Raw genomic sequence first — 15,827 nt, 5'->3', positions numbered from 1 at the left:
TACGACTCTTCGTATGGTTTCCGTATTATACGCAACCACTAAGTGGAACCGGATATCGCTCGAGCGCTCAGTGCTTACCGAGCGCCTCGGTACGGATCAGTCGCAGCAGGCCGGGATTGCCCGACATGGTGACGACGCTGACGATCTTCTGTATGTATCGGTCGTCGCCGGCGAGCCGGAGCAGGCAGGCGGCAAGGTCCGCCCGGGAGGTGAACCGGCCCTCGGCGTGGCCTTCCACGACTGTGTAGTCGGTGACGAGCGAGGAGGTGTACAGGCCGCTGGGGCGCACGACCGTCCAGTCGAGTTCGGTCGCGGTGAGCAGGGATTCCATCGCACGCATATCGTCGTAGAGGGTCTTGCCCACGACCCGCGTGAGGTACGGCTGCAGGACACGATTGAACAGGAAGCCCGCGTCCGCGTACGGTTTCGGATCCACGGCGCTGGACGAGACCACCGCGATGCGGCGTACCCCGTGCCTGCGCATGGCGGCGACGATATTGGCGACACCGGCCGAATACGTCGTGATCGGTTGCTTGCTATAGGGCACACCGAGTGCCGACAACACCACGTCGCTGCCCGCGATCGCGGTCTCGACCGTCTCCTGGACGTGGACGTCGCCCTCGAACGTCGTGAGCCGGTCGTGCTCGAGTGGGAAATTCCGAGGATTGCGAGTGACGGCGACGACGTCATGCCCGGCCGCGAGGGCCTGGGCGGTCAACAGCCGCCCGGTGGGACCGTTTGCTCCGAAAACGATGAGACGCATGGATATTCCTTCTGATTTGTGCGGTGCGCCGGGAAGCGACGCTCGAACGTGTGAGTGCGGAGGTATGGTCACGACCACTCCTCCTGGTGATCAGCGACCCAGGTCGCGTATGAGCGCGCCGGGCGTCCGAGAATCGCGTCGACCTCGTCGGTGACCGTCGGCGTTCGGTCGAGTTCGCGGGCGTAGCGGTCCATGAGCGCGAGCACGAACCGCTCGCCGAGACCGTGCTCGATCATTGCGCGCGCGGCTGTTTCCGCCGGAACCTGCTGGTAGCGAAGCGGTCTGCCGATCACCTCACCGATGACGGCGACCATCCGCGCCGAGCTCAGCGCCTCGGGACCGGTGATCGTTATGCGGCGGCCGAGCAGGCCGTCGTCGGACATGGCGCGTGCGATGACGTCCGCGACATCCTGTTCGTGGATGACCGCCTCGGCGAAGGACGCGTACGGGCCGAACACGGTGTCCCCACCGGCCACCTGCTTGCGCCACATCGCCACGGTGTTCAAGGCGAAGGAACTCGGTCGCACGCTCACCCACGGCAGTCCGCTGGCGACGACGGCTTGCTCCACCTCCGTGTTGCGGTCACCGTTGTACCGCGACGGCTGATGAGCGGGTTCGTCGTCGGCGTTGCAGGCCGACATGACGACCACCCGCCCGACACCGAATGCGGCTGCGAGCTCCAGCAGTTCGCCGACCTGATCTTTGCTTGCCCGCGGGTGGACGAAGAGGCTTTCGACTCCCCGAAAGGCGCCGCTCACCTCGTCGAAGGGCACGACCTCAACTCCTTCGGAAAAGTCGGCGACGGGCTGCCGGGAGACCGCGCGGACTCTCGTTCCGGCGGAAAGCAAAGTGCTGACGAGCGGGCGGCCGATATTGCCGGTCGCGCCGGTGATCAAGTACATGGCCAACTCCTATCAATCTCATATTGTATGAGATAGATAGTACATCTGCTCAGTGTCAGGTCAATATGAGTTTCGTAATATCCGAGTCACTGCCGCGACACTCCCCGGCGAGCGCTGGTCCTTGCTTCCATCTCCCCGAGTGGTATACGAAATCTATGGATTTCTAGATTTTCTGGATCAAGGTGTAGAGAAGCGGCGCGTTCCAACATCCGCGCCGGAGCCGGAGAACGGCGCCGCGATGCTCCCAGTGATGGCGGCGAACGGAATGCGTCCACGGAGCACCCCTGTCCCGGAGGTTCCTGCATTGACATACCAGGCGAACAGCAGTTCCTTAGTCGGCAGCGGAGTTCCGGGCCATGTCGTCAGCGGTGATATCGCGGCTCGAGCCGCGCGCCGCGCACACGCGGTGCCGGAGCGACCGCGCGAGTGGGACCCCGGAATACTGTGGTGGGATGCGCATACCGTGCTGGTGACTTACCCGACCGCCCCTCAGCGCTCGGGAACCGTCAAGCATTTGGTGGTATCGGCCGGCTACGGGCGGCTGGCATTCCCGGTCTCATCACAGTCGGCCGAAGCGCAACACCTGGCTCACGACTGGCGAGTCATCGTGCAGGCCGGCGACTGGCGAGGCAGCCCCGCCCTGGGATCACGGCAGCATTACGGCACCGCCGAATCGGTGCGTACCGGCCCACTGTTCGACAAGGTGCAGGCAGGCATCCGCACGAAATACGCGAAGCGAGTCGGCCTGGCACGCCTGGCGCACAGGTTGGCCCTGGGTGCGGCGCCCTACGGCGACATAGCGGTGGTCGTCACCGTGCACGAGGACTGATTCTTCGATGGGGAGGTATGAGAACCCGCGGCAGCCGGCCGTCGGGTTCGCTACGCGTACGGCTCGACCCGGAGGACGTAGTCGAGGTCTCTGATTCGTTCGGCTACTTCCAGCGAAGCGTTGACGACCAGCCGATTGGCGCCGCCGTCCTGGTCGACCTTGGCATCGGTTGTTTCCAGCCACTCGAAGAAATCCCGCCGAACGGCCTTCGGAGCGGCGCCGCCTCCGATGGCTCCCGGCTCCAGAACGATGAGATATCTGCGGTGCTGCGCCGACATGGTGCCCTCCTTCGGTCGTCCCGGATGCAGCGGCGAAATGGAGTGTCCAGCATGAGCGATACCCGCCCATGCGCACCGCACGCGCGACCGCGGCCGTCGTCGACCGTCGCAGCTGCGGCGGCGCTCGTACACCCGGAGCCGCCCCGCGCGGCCTGACCGCGGCCATCGCGGGCGGACCTGCACAAGCCTGTCGAAGTCCGGCGGCCTTCGCCTGCCGCGGCGCCGTCAGCGGTAGTCGTCCACGTGGTCGACGGCCCACTGCGCGAACGTGCGGGCGGGGGCGCCGGTCACCGATTCGGAGGTGGGGCCGACCGGGCTCGGTTCGGTTCCGGATGCGGCCCACAGATCCAGCACCGGGCGGTAGTAGAAGTCGGCGGCCTCCTCGTAGGTCAGCTCGACCAGGTCGACGCGCTCGCCGAGGGCGGCGGCGATGGCGTCGACCTGATCACGGTGCGAGACGGACTCGGGTCCGGTGAGCGGGTAGGTCTGGCCCGCGTGGCCGGGGACGTCTAGTGCGGTGATGGCCGCGGCGGCGATGTCGGCTTCGTGGATCGGCGTCAGCTGCAGACCCGGGAAAGGCACCCGGACCACGCGCTCGGATTTGATGCTGGGAAACCAGGTGCGGGCGTTGGCCGCGAAGGCACCGGGCCGCAGGATGGTCAGCGGCAGCCCCGACTCGCGCAGCGGATTCTCCACCGCGAGATGCCTTGCGCCGATCGGGTTCTGGTCACTGACCGCCGCGATCGAGGACAGCAGCACGATGTGTGCGACACCGGCCGACTTCGCGGCGTCGACGAAGGTGTCCAGGCCTTCGTGCGCGGCGTAGCAGAAGACCTTGTCCACCCCGTCGAGCGCGGCGGCGACCGATCGCGGATCGGTCGGGTCGAGTCCGACCAGTTCGACACCGTCGGGGGCGCTCGCGCGGTCAGGTTGCGAACTGGCCGCCCTGACCGGCTTTCCGGCCGCGAGCAGCTGATCGACGACCGCGCGACCGACAATGCCGCGGACACCGGTGACCAGGTAGGTCATGACGTTTCTCCTTCGGAACGGGAATTGCCGAGGTGGGCGAGAATGCGGCGCAACTGTTCGCCGTAATGCCGCTCGAACTCCGCCGATCGCGCATCCATGCCGAACAACTCGTGGACCTGGGCGGAGAGCAGCACCGGCACGACGACCATCCCGAGCAAAGCGAGGAGAAGGGCGGCCGGGTCGAGATCGGCGGCGATCTCGCCGCGCTCTTGGCGGCGCCTGGTGTCGGCGATGTCGTCCGCGGTCAGCGGCTGGTCGATGGATGGGTCGGCATCCGACAGTGCCCGCCACATGAGCAAACGAACGCCGCGCGGGTCGTGCAGCGCGTCGCGCAGATAGTTGGTGACCACCTCCGTCAGCGGCAGCGCGGGGTCGCTGATGGTGGACTCCCGCTCCAGCCACCGCTGCCGCATCGCCTGGTAAAGACCTTCTTTGCCGCCGAAGTAGTAGGTGATCAGCTGTTTGTTGACGCCAGCGCGCTCGGCGATGTCGCCCACCCGAGCGCCCGCGTAGCCGCGTGCGGCGAACTCCTCCAAGGCGGCTTCCAGCAGGCAGCGTTTGGTGCGTTCGGCATCGCGGACGCGATTGCCGGGATCCGGAGTGCGGTGAGCGGGCACCAGCACACGGTAGCCGGTAATTTTACAAATGGCTAATTAATTTACCCGCACGGATGACTGCTATGGATTCGCCACGTCAGCGAATTTTGTGAATACCGCCCCCGGTCAGCCACAAAGCCCATCGCTGGAGAGTTGCCAAGAGCGGGTTCGCACCAATACGCGGCCTTGTTTACGCCAGCGCATCGGCGGATGATCGGAGAAGAGTCACCACTGGCTCGGGTCGGGAAAATCGCTCAGCCGAGGAACGTCATCATGTTTACGAAAGCCGCTCAGGCGATTGCCGCAACCGCCATCACACTGTCCGTCGGCGCCCTGTTCGCTCCGGCAGCATCGGCCGCTCCGGCCTCACCCGCACCGACCACCGACGCGTTGGGGCCGGTAGTGGTATGCCTCACCGTCCCGTTGGGGTCGGTCGGTCTCAGCTTCTGCATCTGACGTTGCGTATCCGGCGGAAGGTAGCGCAGCGTCGGACATTCCGGTTGTCGCGCGATAGACGGCGACATCGAGCCCGCTCAGCGGTGTGCTGAGCGGCGCATACCGCTGTGCGCGGGGCCTCCCCACGACCCCGCGACGGCATGGCTTACTGCCGCGACGAAATCGCCCGGTTCTCGGCGAGATCGGCGAGCCGGACGACGGATGCCAGCAGTTTGTCGGAGGTGGTCGCGCGGGCGCGGACCTGACGCTTCTCGTCGGTCAGCGAAGTCCAGTCATAGGTGTGGGTGACCAGGGTCCGAGCGTCGTCCACCGGTTTCAGTTCCCAGCGCCACAGATGGCCGGGCGGCTGCTTGCCCGGTTCGGACGGACGCCAAGCGATGCGGCGGCCCTCTGCGAACTCCACCACGTGGTTGTCGCGCACGGCCCCATTGGTCAGGGTCGTGCTGAACACCTCTCCTGCCGCCCGCACCCGCTGCCCCGGCGCGGCCTCCGAGAGGTTGTCGTTGCCGTCCCAGCGTGGCTGCTCGGAAGGATCGGCGATGAGCTCGAAGATTTCTGCCGCACCCGCGGCGATTTCACGGCTGGCGCTGACAATGCGAGGAACTTCGGTCTGGTCGGTCACGTGCCGATCGAAACATCGAAGCCGACGACTGAGCAAGCCTTCCGCTCGAGGGTGCCGGAATTCGCCCGGCGGAGAACGCCACCCCGGTGATCACCGTCATCGCCCACCCGGTGCGGTATGACTGAATCCGACATCCGATCGACGAAGGGATGCGCTCATGGGCGAGCGAGTTGCAGTAGTGTCCGGCGCCGCGCGCGGAATCGGCGCGGCGATCGCCAAGCGATTGGCGGCGGACGGGCTTCGCGTCGGCGTGCTGGATTTGGATTCGGCCGCCTGCGCCGACACCGTCCGAGCGATCACCGAGGCAGGCGGGCAGGCCGTCGCCGTGGGGGCCGACGTGTCGAACGAGGAGTCGGTCGCCGCGGCGGTCCAGCAGCTGGAGAACGAGCTCGGCGCGCCGACCGTCGTGGTCAACAACGCCGGTATCCTGCGCGACAACTTGCTGTTCAAGATGAGCGTCGACGACTGGGACGCGGTGCTGAACGTGCACTTGCGCGGCGCCTTCCTGCTCACCCGCGCGGTGCAGAAGTACATGGTCGAGCAGAAGTGGGGGCGCATCGTCAACATGTCGAGCACTTCGGCGCTCGGCAACCGCGGCCAAGTCAACTACTCGGCGGCCAAGGCCGGTCTCCAGGGCTTCACCAAGACCTTGGCGTTCGAGCTGGGCAAGTTCGGCGTCACCGCGAATGCCATCGCGCCCGGATTCATCGTCACGGACATGACCGCGGCCACCGCCGCCCGCGTCGGCGTCTCCTTCGAGGACTTCCAGAAGGCCGCCGCCGCGCAGATCCCGGTGCAGCGCGTCGGCCGTCCCGATGACATCGCGCACACCGCGTCGTTCCTGGTGAGCGAGGGCGCGGGTTTCGTTTCCGGACAGGTGATCTACGTAGCGGGCGGTCCCACCGACTGACCGCGCGGTCCCCCTCGACGCCCGTCCCCGTGCGGTGCCGGAAGGGACGGTAGCGTCGCAGGACATGAGACGGCGTGGGGCTCGTCGTGCCGTGACGAGTTATGTACTGCTGCTGCCGAGCCTGATCGGAATCGGGGCCTTCCTGTTGTTGCCGATCCTGGTGGTGGCCTGGCTCAGTGTGCACAGCTGGAATCTGCTGGGACCCATGGAGTTCGTGGGTCTGCGGAACTGGCGCTCGGTGCTGCGGGATCCGGCCTTCGGCCACGCCCTGCTGGTGACCTCGGCGTTGACGGCGATCGTCGTGCCGATGCAGACCGTGCTGGGATTCGCGGTAGCGGCACTGCTGGCCCGGCGCGGTGTGCACGGTCTACGGGTGATGTACGCGCTGCCGTGGATGTGTGCGCCGGTGGCGGTGGGTGTGGTGTGGCAGTGGATGTTCGCGCCGACCGGCGGCGCGTTGAACGCTGTGCTCGGCCGCCGCATCGAATGGCTGTCCGATCCGGCGCTGGCGCTGCCGTCGGTGGCCGCCGTGAGCGTATGGGCGAACTTCGGGTACGTGGCGCTGTTCTTCCTGGCCGGGATCCGGGCGATTCCCCGCGAGATCCTGGACGCGGGCGCCCTGGACGGGGCCACCGGTTGGCACCGGATCCGCTGGCTGGTCCTGCCGCTGCTGCGGCCGACCATGTTCTTCGTCCTCGTCACCGGCGTGCTGACCGCCTTCCAGACCTTCGACACCGTCTACGCGTTGACCAAGGGTGGACCCGGCGATCGCACGGATGTGGTCGCGATGCGGATGTTTTCCGAGGCATTCGACGCCGCGCGGCCGGGCCGGGCCGCGGTCATGGCGCTCGTCGTGTTCGCGGTGCTGGTCGCGATCACCATCGCACAGCACCGGTACTTCCGGAACCGGACCACCTATGAGTTCTGATCGCCTGCGTTCGGCCGCGGCGTACGCGGTACTGCTGGCCGGAGCGGTGCTCACCGTGGCGCCACTGGTGCTCAGCGCGCTCACCGCGGTGACCACGCCCGGCCAATTCGCCACCGGATCGCCACTGGCCCTGCCGAATCCGGTGACCGCGGACAACTTCCGGACCGCGCTGGACCATGGGCTCGGCCGGGCGGTGCTGGTGACCGCGCTGCTGACGGTGTTCGTCACCGGCGGCCAGCTGATCACCTCGGTGCTGGCGGCTTACGCGTTCGCGCGCACCGAGTTTCCCGGCCGGGAAGCGCTGTTCTGGGTCTATCTGGGCACGATGATGGTGCCGCCCATGGTGACGCTCATTCCGCTGTATCTGATGTTCGCGAAACTCGGCTGGCTCAACACCTTCTGGGCGCTGGTGCTGCCGTTCGCCTTCGGCTCGCCGTACGCGATCTTCCTGCTGCGCCAGTACTTCCGGGCGATTCCGGAGGAGTTGATCGGCGCGGCGCGGCTCGACGGCGCGAACACCCTGGATGTCATCGTGCACGTGATGGTGCCGATGAGCCGTCCGGTCCTGGCGACGCTGACGCTCATCACGATCGTCTCGCAGTGGAACAACTTCATGTGGCCGCTGGTCGCGAGCAGCGGCGAGCGGTGGCAGGTGCTGACCGTCGCGACCGCGAATCTGCAGACCCGGTACAACGCGCAGTGGACCCTGGTGATGGCGGCGACGACCCTGGCCATCGCCCCGCTGACACTGCTGTTCGTGATCTTCCAGAAGCAAGTGCTGCGCTCGATCGCGTGGACGGGGATGAAATGAAGACCTCGACCCGCGCCGTGCTCGCGATCGGGATCGCGGCGGTTGTGCTCGTCGCGGCCGTACTGTGGCTCGGTCGTGCCGATGGGTCCGGCCGCACCGTGGTGAGTCTGCGGATCTGGGACGAGTCGTTCGTCTCCCGCTACCGCACCTCGCTGACGGAGTTCAAGCGAAGCAATCCGGATGTCGAAGTCCGGATCACCGTCGTGCCGTGGTCGTCGTATCAGCAGAAGCTGCGGCTGGACGTGGCCGGCGGCACCGCCGACGACCTGTTCTGGACCAACCTGTACGAGGACTACGCCGACGCCGGACGGTTGATCGACATCGGCGCGGCACTCGGTGCCGAAGCCGCGAATTCCTGGGACCCGTCGGCGATCGCGCAGTACACACGACACGGAACGCTCTGGGCGGTACCGCAATTCGTGGACGGCGGAACGGCGGTGTACTACAACCGCGACCTGCTCGCGGCGGCACACATCGATCCCGCCGAACTTTCCGCCCTGCGGTGGAGCCCGGGCGACGACGACACGTTCCGCTCGCTGCTGCGCCGACTGGCCACGGTCGCACCGTGGGCCTACAACGCGGGCCACGACTTCCAGTCCATCGAGCTGCCGTACCTGGGCTCGGCCGGAGCACGGTTCCAGGATCAGCGCGATCACTTCGTCTTCGACAGCCCGCAGGGTGTCGCGGCCTTCGACTATCTGCTGCGGTTGATCGCCGACCGGCTAACGCCCGCACCCGCCGACACCAACACCAACCCGGATTTCGCGAAGAACGCCTTCTTGCAAGGCAAACTGGCGTTGCTGCAGTCCGGGACGTTCAACCTCGCGCAGATCGCCCAGCAGGCCCCTTTCGGGTGGGGCGTGGCGCCGCTGCCGCAAGGGCCGTCCGGGCGAGTGAGCACCAACAACGCGATCGGTGTCGCCGGCAACGCCGCGACTCGGCACCCGGATGCCGTCCGGCGGGTGCTCGCCTGGCTCGGCAGCGGTGCGGGCAACCGGTATCTGGCCCGCGACGGCGCCACTATTCCCGCCGTTGTCTCCGAGCAAGGTGCCTACCGCGATTATTGGGCCGGGAAGGGCGTCGACGTCTCCCCGTTTTTCGACGTGCTGCGCGGTCCGCGTATCCCCTCGGGCGGCGGCCCTGGTTTTCCTGCCGCCTTGCGCGCCATCGACCCGATCTTCGCCGAGATGTATCTGGGACGAATCCCGGTGCGCGAGGGGCTGTCTCGCGCCCGTGCCGCGGCGGAGGCCGCGGTCGCGCAGAACTGACTGTGCTCGAGCATCGCGCCGAAACGCGGCGTTGCCGCTCGCCGGTCGACCTATTGCCGACAGGATGTGGATTCGGGGGTTTCGTCGGCACGGCCGCTCCGGCGGGGCCGTGGTCCCCGCGGCCGGCGGCGTGCAGCGGCTGCTCACGCGTTCACCGCATCGGCCAGCCGGGGCAGTTGCCGCAGCGGGTTGTGCCGTTCGACCTCCATGCGCTCGTCGGCGTCGAAGATGTCGCTGAGCCCGGGAGCCGGATCATGTGTGCCGGTCTGCGGGAGGGTGAGGGCGCTGAAAGGCCAGTCCGAACCGAAGACGACGTGGTCGCGGGTGCTCACCGCGAGCACGCTGGCCATCGCGGCGGCCGACCCGCTGAGTGCGGTGTCGTAGTAGAAGTTCGCGATCTGGCGGCGCGTGTCGAGGATCGACGGCCTGGGCAGGTCGTCGGGCCACAGTTCGCCGAGCACGGTTTGCGAGGCGACGCTGATGCGGTGGGACAGGAACGGCAGAGTGCCACCCGCGTGTGACAGCTGGAATCGGATGTTCGGATAACGCTGGGTCATGCCGGTGGCCATCATCAATGTCGCGGCGCGGGTCGTGTCGAAGGTGAATTCCTCCAGGAAGTCCGGCAGCGGGAGCTTCGGCTTGGCATCGGACGGGATGGCGGCCGGGTGGACGAAGACGTAGGCGTTGCGCTGATTCAACGCGATCATCAGCGGCTCGAAGCGCGGGTCGCCGAGATACACGCCGTCGTAGGCCGACAGCAGGACCACGCCGTCGAGGTGCAGCTCGTCCAGCGCGTAGATCGCTTCCGCGATGGAAGCGGGGATATCGGGCATCGGCAGCACCGCGAAGGCGCCGAAACGCTTGGCATGGGTTTTGAACAGGTTCCCGGCGTAGGTGTTGCAGTAGCGAGCCATGTCGTTGGCTTCCTTCCCGCGCAGGAAGGACACGCCCGGGTCGGACACCGACAACGCCTGGGCCTGAATCCCGTAATAGTCCATGAACGCCAGCGCTTGCTCCGGTGACCAGTCCGGTGTCGGGTATCCGCCGATCGTGACATGGCCGTGGTCGAGCAGGGCCGCACGGTAGTCCGGCGGCAGGAAATGCGCGTGCAGGTCGATCCGGTAGGCGCCCGACGGCGCGGGTTGCTGGGTGCGAGCTGGAGCGGCCTGGGCGATCGGCATCGTCGCGGCCGTCGCGGCGACACCGAGCGTTCCCGCGACGGCGCCGCCGAGCACGCGGCGGCGGTTCATCCGCACGCGAGAGTGCGAGCGTGATTCGGGCACAGAAGTCCTCACTTTCGGAATCGAGAAGGAAAACGCAGAGCGGTGGAGTCACCCCATGATCGGCGGCCGGGCACAACTGACCACCAGGGTGGAATTCAGCGGGGTGTAGCGCACGACACACCGGGCGTATAGAAATCGCGATCTTATCTGATGGTTTCCTCAGATACGATTCTGGTGACGATATCGCAGGATCGGAGGACCGATGGCAGAACCCGCCGTGCGCAACCGCATCGACCGGCGCCGGGAACGCACCCGCAACGCGCTGCTCGGCGCCGCGCGGAAGTTCCTGTCGGAGGGTCGTTCCGCGGTGAGCATTCAGGAGATCACCGATGCCGCCGACGTCGGTTTCGGCACCTTCTACAACCACTTCCAGTCGAAAGAGCAGTTGTTCGACGAGGCGATCCGTTCGGCGCTGCAGGTCTACAGCGAGATGCGCGACGCCATCGTGGCGTTGTACGACGATCCGGCCGAGGTGTTCGCGGTGAGTTACCGCATGACCGGCCGGTTGCAGCGGCAGGTGCCGGAAATGGTTCGGGTGCTGCTGAATTCCGGCATGTCGGTGCTGCTGCGCGACGAGGGGCTGGCGCCGCGCGCACGTCGCGACATCATCGCCGCGCAGGAGGCGGGCCGGTTCGAGCCGATGGATCCGGACATGGCGGTCATGGCCGCGGGCGGGTCGCTGCTGGGCCTGTTGCAGATGCTGGACGCCCGGCCGGACGCCGACGCCGGGGCGCTGTCGGACGAGATGACTTTTCATGTGCTGCGCATGTTCGGGATGACCAAACGGGCGGCGCAGAAGCTGGCCTCGACGCCGCTTCCGCCACAGCCGCAGCTGTAGGCCCGCCGCCGAGTTCGGCGGCAGGGTCATCGAGCCTCCTCGAGGTCGTGGCCGGATTCCGGTACCGAATCGGAGTACGTTGCGCCCGAGATGGTGGGGCAAACGGCGGAACCGCTGAGCCGACGCAACAGTTCGGCGATCAGCGCGCCGCCGTGACCGGGGCCGGCGGTTCCGAAGACGAACCGATCCGGGCGCAGCAGCAGTAGCCCTCCGGCACCGACACCCGCCTTGGCGAACCATCGGGACAGTGCGCCGGTGTGGTCTTCGATATCGGCGAAATCATCTCCGGCGGTCCGGCCATCTCCCGGCTTGCCCTGCGGTCGCCCGCCGAGCGGGTAGACGCTGACGAACCGCGTGCCCAGCGCCCGCAACGCCGCCAAGTCGTCCGCATTGAGCGCAGACCTCGGGTCGACTCCGTAGCCGAGCAGCGCGAATCCCACGCCGAGGGCGTCATCGAATCGGCGATGACGACCGTCGTAGGTGCGCACGTCCGGCTGCGGGGCGAGTGTGCCCTCGACGCCACGCAGTCCGCGCCGGGGCAGGCCCAGATATGCGCCGCGACGGAAGCGCGGCGACGGTTTCATCTTGGCGCCGCGAATCCAGCCGCCCAGTCCGGGCACCCGCAACGCGGTGACGAGCGCGATGTTCCTGGCGGCCGCGACCAGCTTGTTGTCGATGGAGACGAGGGACTTGTTCAACACCGACAGGTCGATCATCGCCTTGGCGTGCGGTCGCCGCTCGGACTCGTAGGTGTCCAGAATGTGCAGCGAAGCACCGTTTTTGATGATCGTGGTCAGTTTCCAGGACAGGTTGTCCGCGTCCCGCACGCCGGAGTTCATGCCTTGCCCGATGAACTGCGGCGTCATGTGCGCGGCGTCACCGGCGATCAGGACGCGGCCGTCGCGCCAGCGGTCGGCGACGACGGCATTGAAGGTGTAGACGAGTTTGCGCAGCACCTCGACCTCGTCCGGGTCGACGAACCGGGCGATGTGGCGGCGGACGTTGTCCGCGTCCTCCATCTCCTCCTTGGTCTGCTCGTCGGTCAGCATGAACTCGAAGCGGTGATGCCGGTCCGGCTGCGGGCAGGACACGATCGGCAGCTCCGGATCGCAGACGAAATCGAAATACGGCAGGTGCCGGAACGCATCGACACCGTCCTTGGCTTTCAGGTCCACCACCAGCCACCGTTCCGGAAAGCTGGTGCCGGTCATATCGATGCCGAGCTGGGTGCGTACCACGCTGCGACCGCCGTCGCAGCCGACCAGGAACTTCGCCCGTACCCGCTCGGCCGTGCGCAGGTCGGTATCCGGTGGACGCTTGCCGTACCCGGTGCCCAGGCATTCGGCGTGCTCGACGCTCACACCGGCGTCGTCCTGATCGAAGGCCACCACCTCGCGTCCGCGGCGGACACTGACGTGGGGGTAACGGAGCAGCGCGTGTTCGAGGGTGTTCTCCAGATACGGCTGGTACAGGAAGTTGGCCACCGGCCACCCCAGCGGACGGTCGGTCTGGTTGAACTGCGCCAGCACCCGGCCATCACCGCGCACCCACTGCACGGTGCAGTCGAGGTTCATGTCGGCGGCGAGTTCGTCTGCCGCACCGGCGGTTTGGAAGACGCGCATGCCTTCGTCGTCGGTGTAGACCGCACGCGCCAGCCCGTAGTACTCCGGCTCGCGTTCCAGCACGAGCGCGCTCACCCCACGCCGGCCGAGCAGATTGGCCACGGTCAGGCCGGTCGGGCCGAGGCCGACGATCACGACGTCGAAATCCGTGGTTGTCATCGTGACAGTCCTCCCGCTAGTTCGGGAACGGTGGTCTCCGGCGTCCGCATGGCCCGCAGCGCTTGGCGGAACTGGGCGAACTTGTCCAGCACCGTCTCCCCGACCGTGCTGTGCCCCCAGATGCTGATGCCCTGATATGTGGCCGGCTCCCAGGTGGATTCGAGTTCGGGACCGATCACCACCGGATTCCAGCCCACCTCCAGCTCGAAACCGGACGGTGTCACGCAGTAGAAGGACAGCTCCCGATCATTGGTGTGCTGGCCGACCGACCACGCCATGCGGAAACCCAGATCGGTCACCCGGCCGTAGGCGGCCAGCATGTCGTCCAGGGTCGCGGACTGAATGTTGATGTGCTGCACCCGAGTGCGAATCGGATCGATCTTGATGCCCCGGATATCGGCGATGGCGATCGAGTGATGGCGTTGATCGACGCGCAAGAATCGGATCTTCATCTTCAGTCCGGAGACGTTCTCGTCGATGTAGTCCGTCAGACGCGAGTCGAAGACCGTGTGGTAGTACCCGCGCATCGCTTCCGGCTCCCGCGACACGATCGCCACGTGTCCCATGCCGGCCTCGCCGGTGACCCAGCCGGAGCTGAGCATCCGCAACGGCTCCGGCGTGGTCACCGGCACGGTGAAGATCTCCTGCGCGATGCCCTTGGGCCCCGGGAACCGCCACAATCGCTCCACACCGCGCAGCGCCGCCTCGTCCGGTGTTGCCTCGATGATCGGCACCCTGCGATCGGCCACACGGGCGATGATGCGGTCGAAGGTCTCGTGATCGTCGACCTGCCAGCCCAACGCCGTGACATCCTCCGCCGGGCCGCGTTGGATGAGGAAGCGGCAGGCGCGGTCGTCGAGACGGAAGCGCAGGACATCCGCGCGGAGCTCGTCCACGTGCAGGCCGATGGCGTCGGCACCGAACCGCCGCCAGTCGGTCAGCCGCTGCGACTCCACCGCGATGTAACCGAGGTGAACCGCGCCGAATACCGAATCGTCGGTGTCGGGCCGCAGGAAGCCGTTCACGAGTCCGCCTGGAGGAACTCGGTGGCCAGCGTGTTGAACAGGTCCGCGCGCTCCCACTGCACCCAGTGGCCGGTGTTGGCCGACAGGTACAGGTCGCAGTTGGGCATCGCGTCGGCGAGCATGGGACCGCCCTCGGGACGGTTGACCTTGTCCGCGGCACCCCAGATCACCAGCGTGGGATGCGCGACCTCGCGCAGGCGCGCGTCGCGGGTGAAATCCATCCGCCACAGGGTGCGCAGCGCACGCGGGCGGCGCAGCGGCGGATTCGCGATCACCTCGGGATCGATGCTGGCCCGGTAGCGTTCCTCGATCAGCTCGTCGGGCACCGCCGAGCCGTCGAACACCAGGTATTCGCGGATGAACCGGATGATCTTCTCCCGGCTCGGTCCGCTGCCCGGGTAATAGTTCAGCAACTCCTGCAGGCCCTTGGTGGGCAGCGCGCGTGTGGTGCCGACACCACCCGGTCCCATCAGAATCATCCGGCCCGCCTTCTCGGGCCGCTCCATCGCCAGCCGCAGCGCCGCCGCACCGCCGTAGGAGTTGCCGACCATATGCGCCGAGGCGATGCCGAGTTCGTCCAGTAGGCCCGCGACCGCCCGCGCGAGGTAGCCGAACGGATCGGACTGATCGACCCACTTCGTCGACCGCCCGTAGCCGGGCATGTCCGGCACGATCACCCGGAAACGCCGCGCCAGCGCGTCGATATTGCGGGAGTAGTTGGACAGCCCGGTCGCCCCCGGCCCGCCACCGTGCAGCAACACCACCGCGGGACCGGACCCGGCCTCGCTGAAGAAAATCTCGCGCCCGCCGACCCGGACCGTCCGCCCGGTGCCGACACCCTTGTCGATGCTCGTCACAGCTACCTCCACGTCCATTACTGATGAAATCATCAGATACGAGGAAAGCATCTGTCAAGCATAAAATGATGAAATTGTCAGAACCATGGTTGTCATCACGAGGGCTACGGCCCTACTCCCAGAGCGCGGCGCACGGCAGCTGCGGCAGCTGCTCGTCCACCTCGTCATCGACGGTGACGACCAGGTCGAGGTGCGGATAGGTACGCGCCAGCGCCTCCGAGACGCTCCTGGCATGCTCATCCGAGGCGCGAAATGCCAGTTTCAGGGCGCCCGATTGGATCGTGATGCGCCGGATTCGCCTCGGCGGCCGCGTGCCACTCACGGCTGCCTGCCCGGGGAATGGCGCACGGCGGCGACGGCGCTCGACGCGATCCCGCGCAGCCCATGGCGATCAGCTGGAACATGGCCTGGGCGCATTCCGAAATCTCCAAAAATGTCAGCTGGATGCATGGCATCAGACGCACCGCTATCGCGCGCCTGCCCAAGCGGACGAGCGGAAGTAGAAGTCCGCCCGTCCGACGGGGCTTACAACGCGATGTTGACTGCCTTCGTCTGGGTGTACAGATCGAGTGCGGCGCTGCCGAGTTCACGGCCCCACCCGGATTGTTTGTAGCCACCGAACGGGAGGGCGGTGTCGAAGCCGTTGTACTG

19 protein-coding genes are annotated in these 15,827 nt (G+C 66.9%); 7 read left to right on the top strand and 12 right to left on the bottom strand.

From position 1 onward, the window contains the following. Positions 1-67: 67 nt before the first annotated feature. Both IU459_RS31505 and IU459_RS31500 read right to left on the bottom strand, forming a co-directional pair. On the bottom strand, positions 68-763 hold the full coding sequence (locus IU459_RS31505) for an NAD(P)-dependent oxidoreductase (RefSeq protein WP_195133238.1): 696 nt from the start codon (positions 761-763) through the stop codon (positions 68-70). A 68-nt stretch (positions 764-831) separates the two neighbouring features. Continuing rightward, positions 832-1,665, bottom strand: coding sequence for an NAD(P)H-binding protein (locus tag IU459_RS31500; RefSeq protein WP_195133237.1), 834 nt, complete (start codon positions 1,663-1,665; stop codon positions 832-834). A 304-nt stretch (positions 1,666-1,969) separates the two neighbouring features. Here IU459_RS31500 and IU459_RS31495 point away from each other — a divergent pair, with 304 nt between their 5' ends. Next, positions 1,970-2,494: a hypothetical protein gene (locus IU459_RS31495; protein WP_195133236.1), complete on the top strand. Its 525-nt coding sequence runs from the start codon at positions 1,970-1,972 to the stop codon at positions 2,492-2,494. Positions 2,495-2,544: 50 nt separating this feature from the next. Here the strand turns inward: IU459_RS31495 and IU459_RS31490 are convergent, their stop codons facing one another. The 3 genes from IU459_RS31490 to IU459_RS31480 all read right to left on the bottom strand — a co-directional run bounded on the left by IU459_RS31490 (position 2,545) and on the right by IU459_RS31480 (position 4,418). Then, positions 2,545-2,772, bottom strand: a complete 228-nt coding sequence (locus IU459_RS31490) for a hypothetical protein (RefSeq protein WP_195133235.1) — start codon at positions 2,770-2,772, stop codon at positions 2,545-2,547. Positions 2,773-2,997: 225 nt separating this feature from the next. Beyond that, a complete protein-coding gene (locus tag IU459_RS31485; RefSeq protein ID WP_195133234.1) occupies positions 2,998-3,801 on the bottom strand; it encodes an SDR family oxidoreductase in 804 nt (267 codons plus the stop codon). After that, complete coding sequence (locus tag IU459_RS31480) at positions 3,798-4,418, bottom strand: TetR/AcrR family transcriptional regulator (protein WP_195133233.1); 621 nt, start codon at positions 4,416-4,418, stop codon at positions 3,798-3,800. Before IU459_RS31480 ends, IU459_RS31485 begins: the two co-directional genes overlap by 4 nt. Before the next feature lie 252 nt (positions 4,419-4,670). Here IU459_RS31480 and IU459_RS31475 point away from each other — a divergent pair, with 252 nt between their 5' ends. After that, positions 4,671-4,853: a hypothetical protein gene (locus IU459_RS31475; protein ID WP_195133232.1), complete on the top strand. Its 183-nt coding sequence runs from the start codon at positions 4,671-4,673 to the stop codon at positions 4,851-4,853. Positions 4,854-4,998: 145 nt separating this feature from the next. On the opposite strand, the gene IU459_RS31470 is transcribed toward IU459_RS31475, so the two are convergent. Then, positions 4,999-5,475, bottom strand: a complete 477-nt coding sequence (locus tag IU459_RS31470) for an SRPBCC family protein (protein WP_195133231.1) — start codon at positions 5,473-5,475, stop codon at positions 4,999-5,001. A 157-nt stretch (positions 5,476-5,632) separates the two neighbouring features. Here IU459_RS31470 and fabG point away from each other — a divergent pair, with 157 nt between their 5' ends. The 4 genes from fabG (at position 5,633) to IU459_RS31450 (ending at position 9,392) form a co-directional block, all read left to right on the top strand. Then, entirely contained in the window at positions 5,633-6,385 is a 753-nt protein-coding gene (fabG, locus tag IU459_RS31465) for a 3-oxoacyl-ACP reductase FabG (protein ID WP_195133230.1), read from the top strand. Positions 6,386-6,449: 64 nt separating this feature from the next. Then, positions 6,450-7,313, top strand: a complete 864-nt coding sequence (locus IU459_RS31460; protein ID WP_195133229.1) for a carbohydrate ABC transporter permease — start codon at positions 6,450-6,452, stop codon at positions 7,311-7,313. Continuing rightward, positions 7,303-8,124 carry a carbohydrate ABC transporter permease gene (locus IU459_RS31455; RefSeq protein WP_195133228.1) on the top strand — a complete coding sequence of 274 codons (822 nt, stop codon included), beginning with the start codon at positions 7,303-7,305 and terminating at the stop codon, positions 8,122-8,124. Before IU459_RS31460 ends, IU459_RS31455 begins: the two co-directional genes overlap by 11 nt. Beyond that, a complete protein-coding gene (locus IU459_RS31450) occupies positions 8,121-9,392 on the top strand; it encodes an ABC transporter substrate-binding protein (protein ID WP_195133278.1) in 1,272 nt (423 codons plus the stop codon). The genes IU459_RS31455 and IU459_RS31450 overlap by 4 nt, the downstream gene beginning before the upstream one ends. Before the next feature lie 143 nt (positions 9,393-9,535). On the opposite strand, the gene IU459_RS31445 is transcribed toward IU459_RS31450, so the two are convergent. Beyond that, complete coding sequence (locus IU459_RS31445; RefSeq protein WP_195133277.1) at positions 9,536-10,642, bottom strand: amidohydrolase family protein; 1,107 nt, start codon at positions 10,640-10,642, stop codon at positions 9,536-9,538. Between the two features lie 235 nt (positions 10,643-10,877). On the opposite strand from IU459_RS31445, the gene IU459_RS31440 reads away from it, so the two are divergent. Then, entirely contained in the window at positions 10,878-11,513 is a 636-nt protein-coding gene (locus IU459_RS31440; protein ID WP_228838797.1) for a TetR/AcrR family transcriptional regulator, read from the top strand. A gap of 26 nt (positions 11,514-11,539) precedes the next feature. Here the strand turns inward: IU459_RS31440 and mhpA are convergent, their stop codons facing one another. From mhpA to IU459_RS31415, 5 genes are all read right to left on the bottom strand, one after another. Continuing rightward, a complete protein-coding gene (gene mhpA, locus IU459_RS31435; RefSeq protein ID WP_195133227.1) occupies positions 11,540-13,294 on the bottom strand; it encodes a bifunctional 3-(3-hydroxy-phenyl)propionate/3-hydroxycinnamic acid hydroxylase MhpA in 1,755 nt (584 codons plus the stop codon). Further along, positions 13,291-14,319 carry a VOC family protein gene (locus tag IU459_RS31430; protein ID WP_324199104.1) on the bottom strand — a complete coding sequence of 343 codons (1,029 nt, stop codon included), beginning with the start codon at positions 14,317-14,319 and terminating at the stop codon, positions 13,291-13,293. The genes mhpA and IU459_RS31430 overlap by 4 nt, the downstream gene beginning before the upstream one ends. Further along, positions 14,316-15,167, bottom strand: a complete 852-nt coding sequence (locus IU459_RS31425; RefSeq protein WP_324199107.1) for an alpha/beta fold hydrolase — start codon at positions 15,165-15,167, stop codon at positions 14,316-14,318. Before IU459_RS31425 ends, IU459_RS31430 begins: the two co-directional genes overlap by 4 nt. 121 nt (positions 15,168-15,288) lie before the next feature. Then, complete coding sequence (locus IU459_RS31420; RefSeq protein WP_195133226.1) at positions 15,289-15,498, bottom strand: hypothetical protein; 210 nt, start codon at positions 15,496-15,498, stop codon at positions 15,289-15,291. Positions 15,499-15,701: 203 nt separating this feature from the next. Next, the coding region (locus IU459_RS31415) for an aldehyde dehydrogenase family protein (RefSeq protein WP_195133225.1) at positions 15,702-15,827 on the bottom strand (126 nt) is incomplete at its 5' end.

The organism is Nocardia amamiensis, assembly GCF_015477605.1.
GTDB lineage: Bacteria > Actinomycetota > Actinomycetes > Mycobacteriales > Mycobacteriaceae > Nocardia > Nocardia amamiensis_A.
The sequence above is the reverse complement of the archived record's forward strand: the minus strand, read 5'-3'. Positions and strand labels throughout refer to the sequence as shown.

Coding starts and splice junctions, on each gene's coding strand:
- IU459_RS31505 (WP_195133238.1), bottom strand. CDS start 763: ATGCGTCTCATCGTTTTCGGAGCAAACGGTCCCACCGGGCGGCTGTTG.
- IU459_RS31500 (WP_195133237.1), bottom strand. CDS start 1,665: ATGTACTTGATCACCGGCGCGACCGGCAATATCGGCCGCCCGCTCGTC.
- IU459_RS31490 (WP_195133235.1), bottom strand. CDS start 2,772: ATGTCGGCGCAGCACCGCAGATATCTCATCGTTCTGGAGCCGGGAGCC.
- IU459_RS31485 (WP_195133234.1), bottom strand. CDS start 3,801: ATGACCTACCTGGTCACCGGTGTCCGCGGCATTGTCGGTCGCGCGGTC.
- IU459_RS31475 (WP_195133232.1), top strand. CDS start 4,671: ATGTTTACGAAAGCCGCTCAGGCGATTGCCGCAACCGCCATCACACTG.
- fabG (WP_195133230.1), top strand. CDS start 5,633: ATGGGCGAGCGAGTTGCAGTAGTGTCCGGCGCCGCGCGCGGAATCGGC.
- IU459_RS31460 (WP_195133229.1), top strand. CDS start 6,450: ATGAGACGGCGTGGGGCTCGTCGTGCCGTGACGAGTTATGTACTGCTG.
- IU459_RS31455 (WP_195133228.1), top strand. CDS start 7,303: ATGAGTTCTGATCGCCTGCGTTCGGCCGCGGCGTACGCGGTACTGCTG.
- IU459_RS31450 (WP_195133278.1), top strand. CDS start 8,121: ATGAAGACCTCGACCCGCGCCGTGCTCGCGATCGGGATCGCGGCGGTT.
- IU459_RS31445 (WP_195133277.1), bottom strand. CDS start 10,642: ATGAACCGCCGCCGCGTGCTCGGCGGCGCCGTCGCGGGAACGCTCGGT.
- IU459_RS31440 (WP_228838797.1), top strand. CDS start 10,878: ATGGCAGAACCCGCCGTGCGCAACCGCATCGACCGGCGCCGGGAACGC.
- mhpA (WP_195133227.1), bottom strand. CDS start 13,294: ATGACAACCACGGATTTCGACGTCGTGATCGTCGGCCTCGGCCCGACC.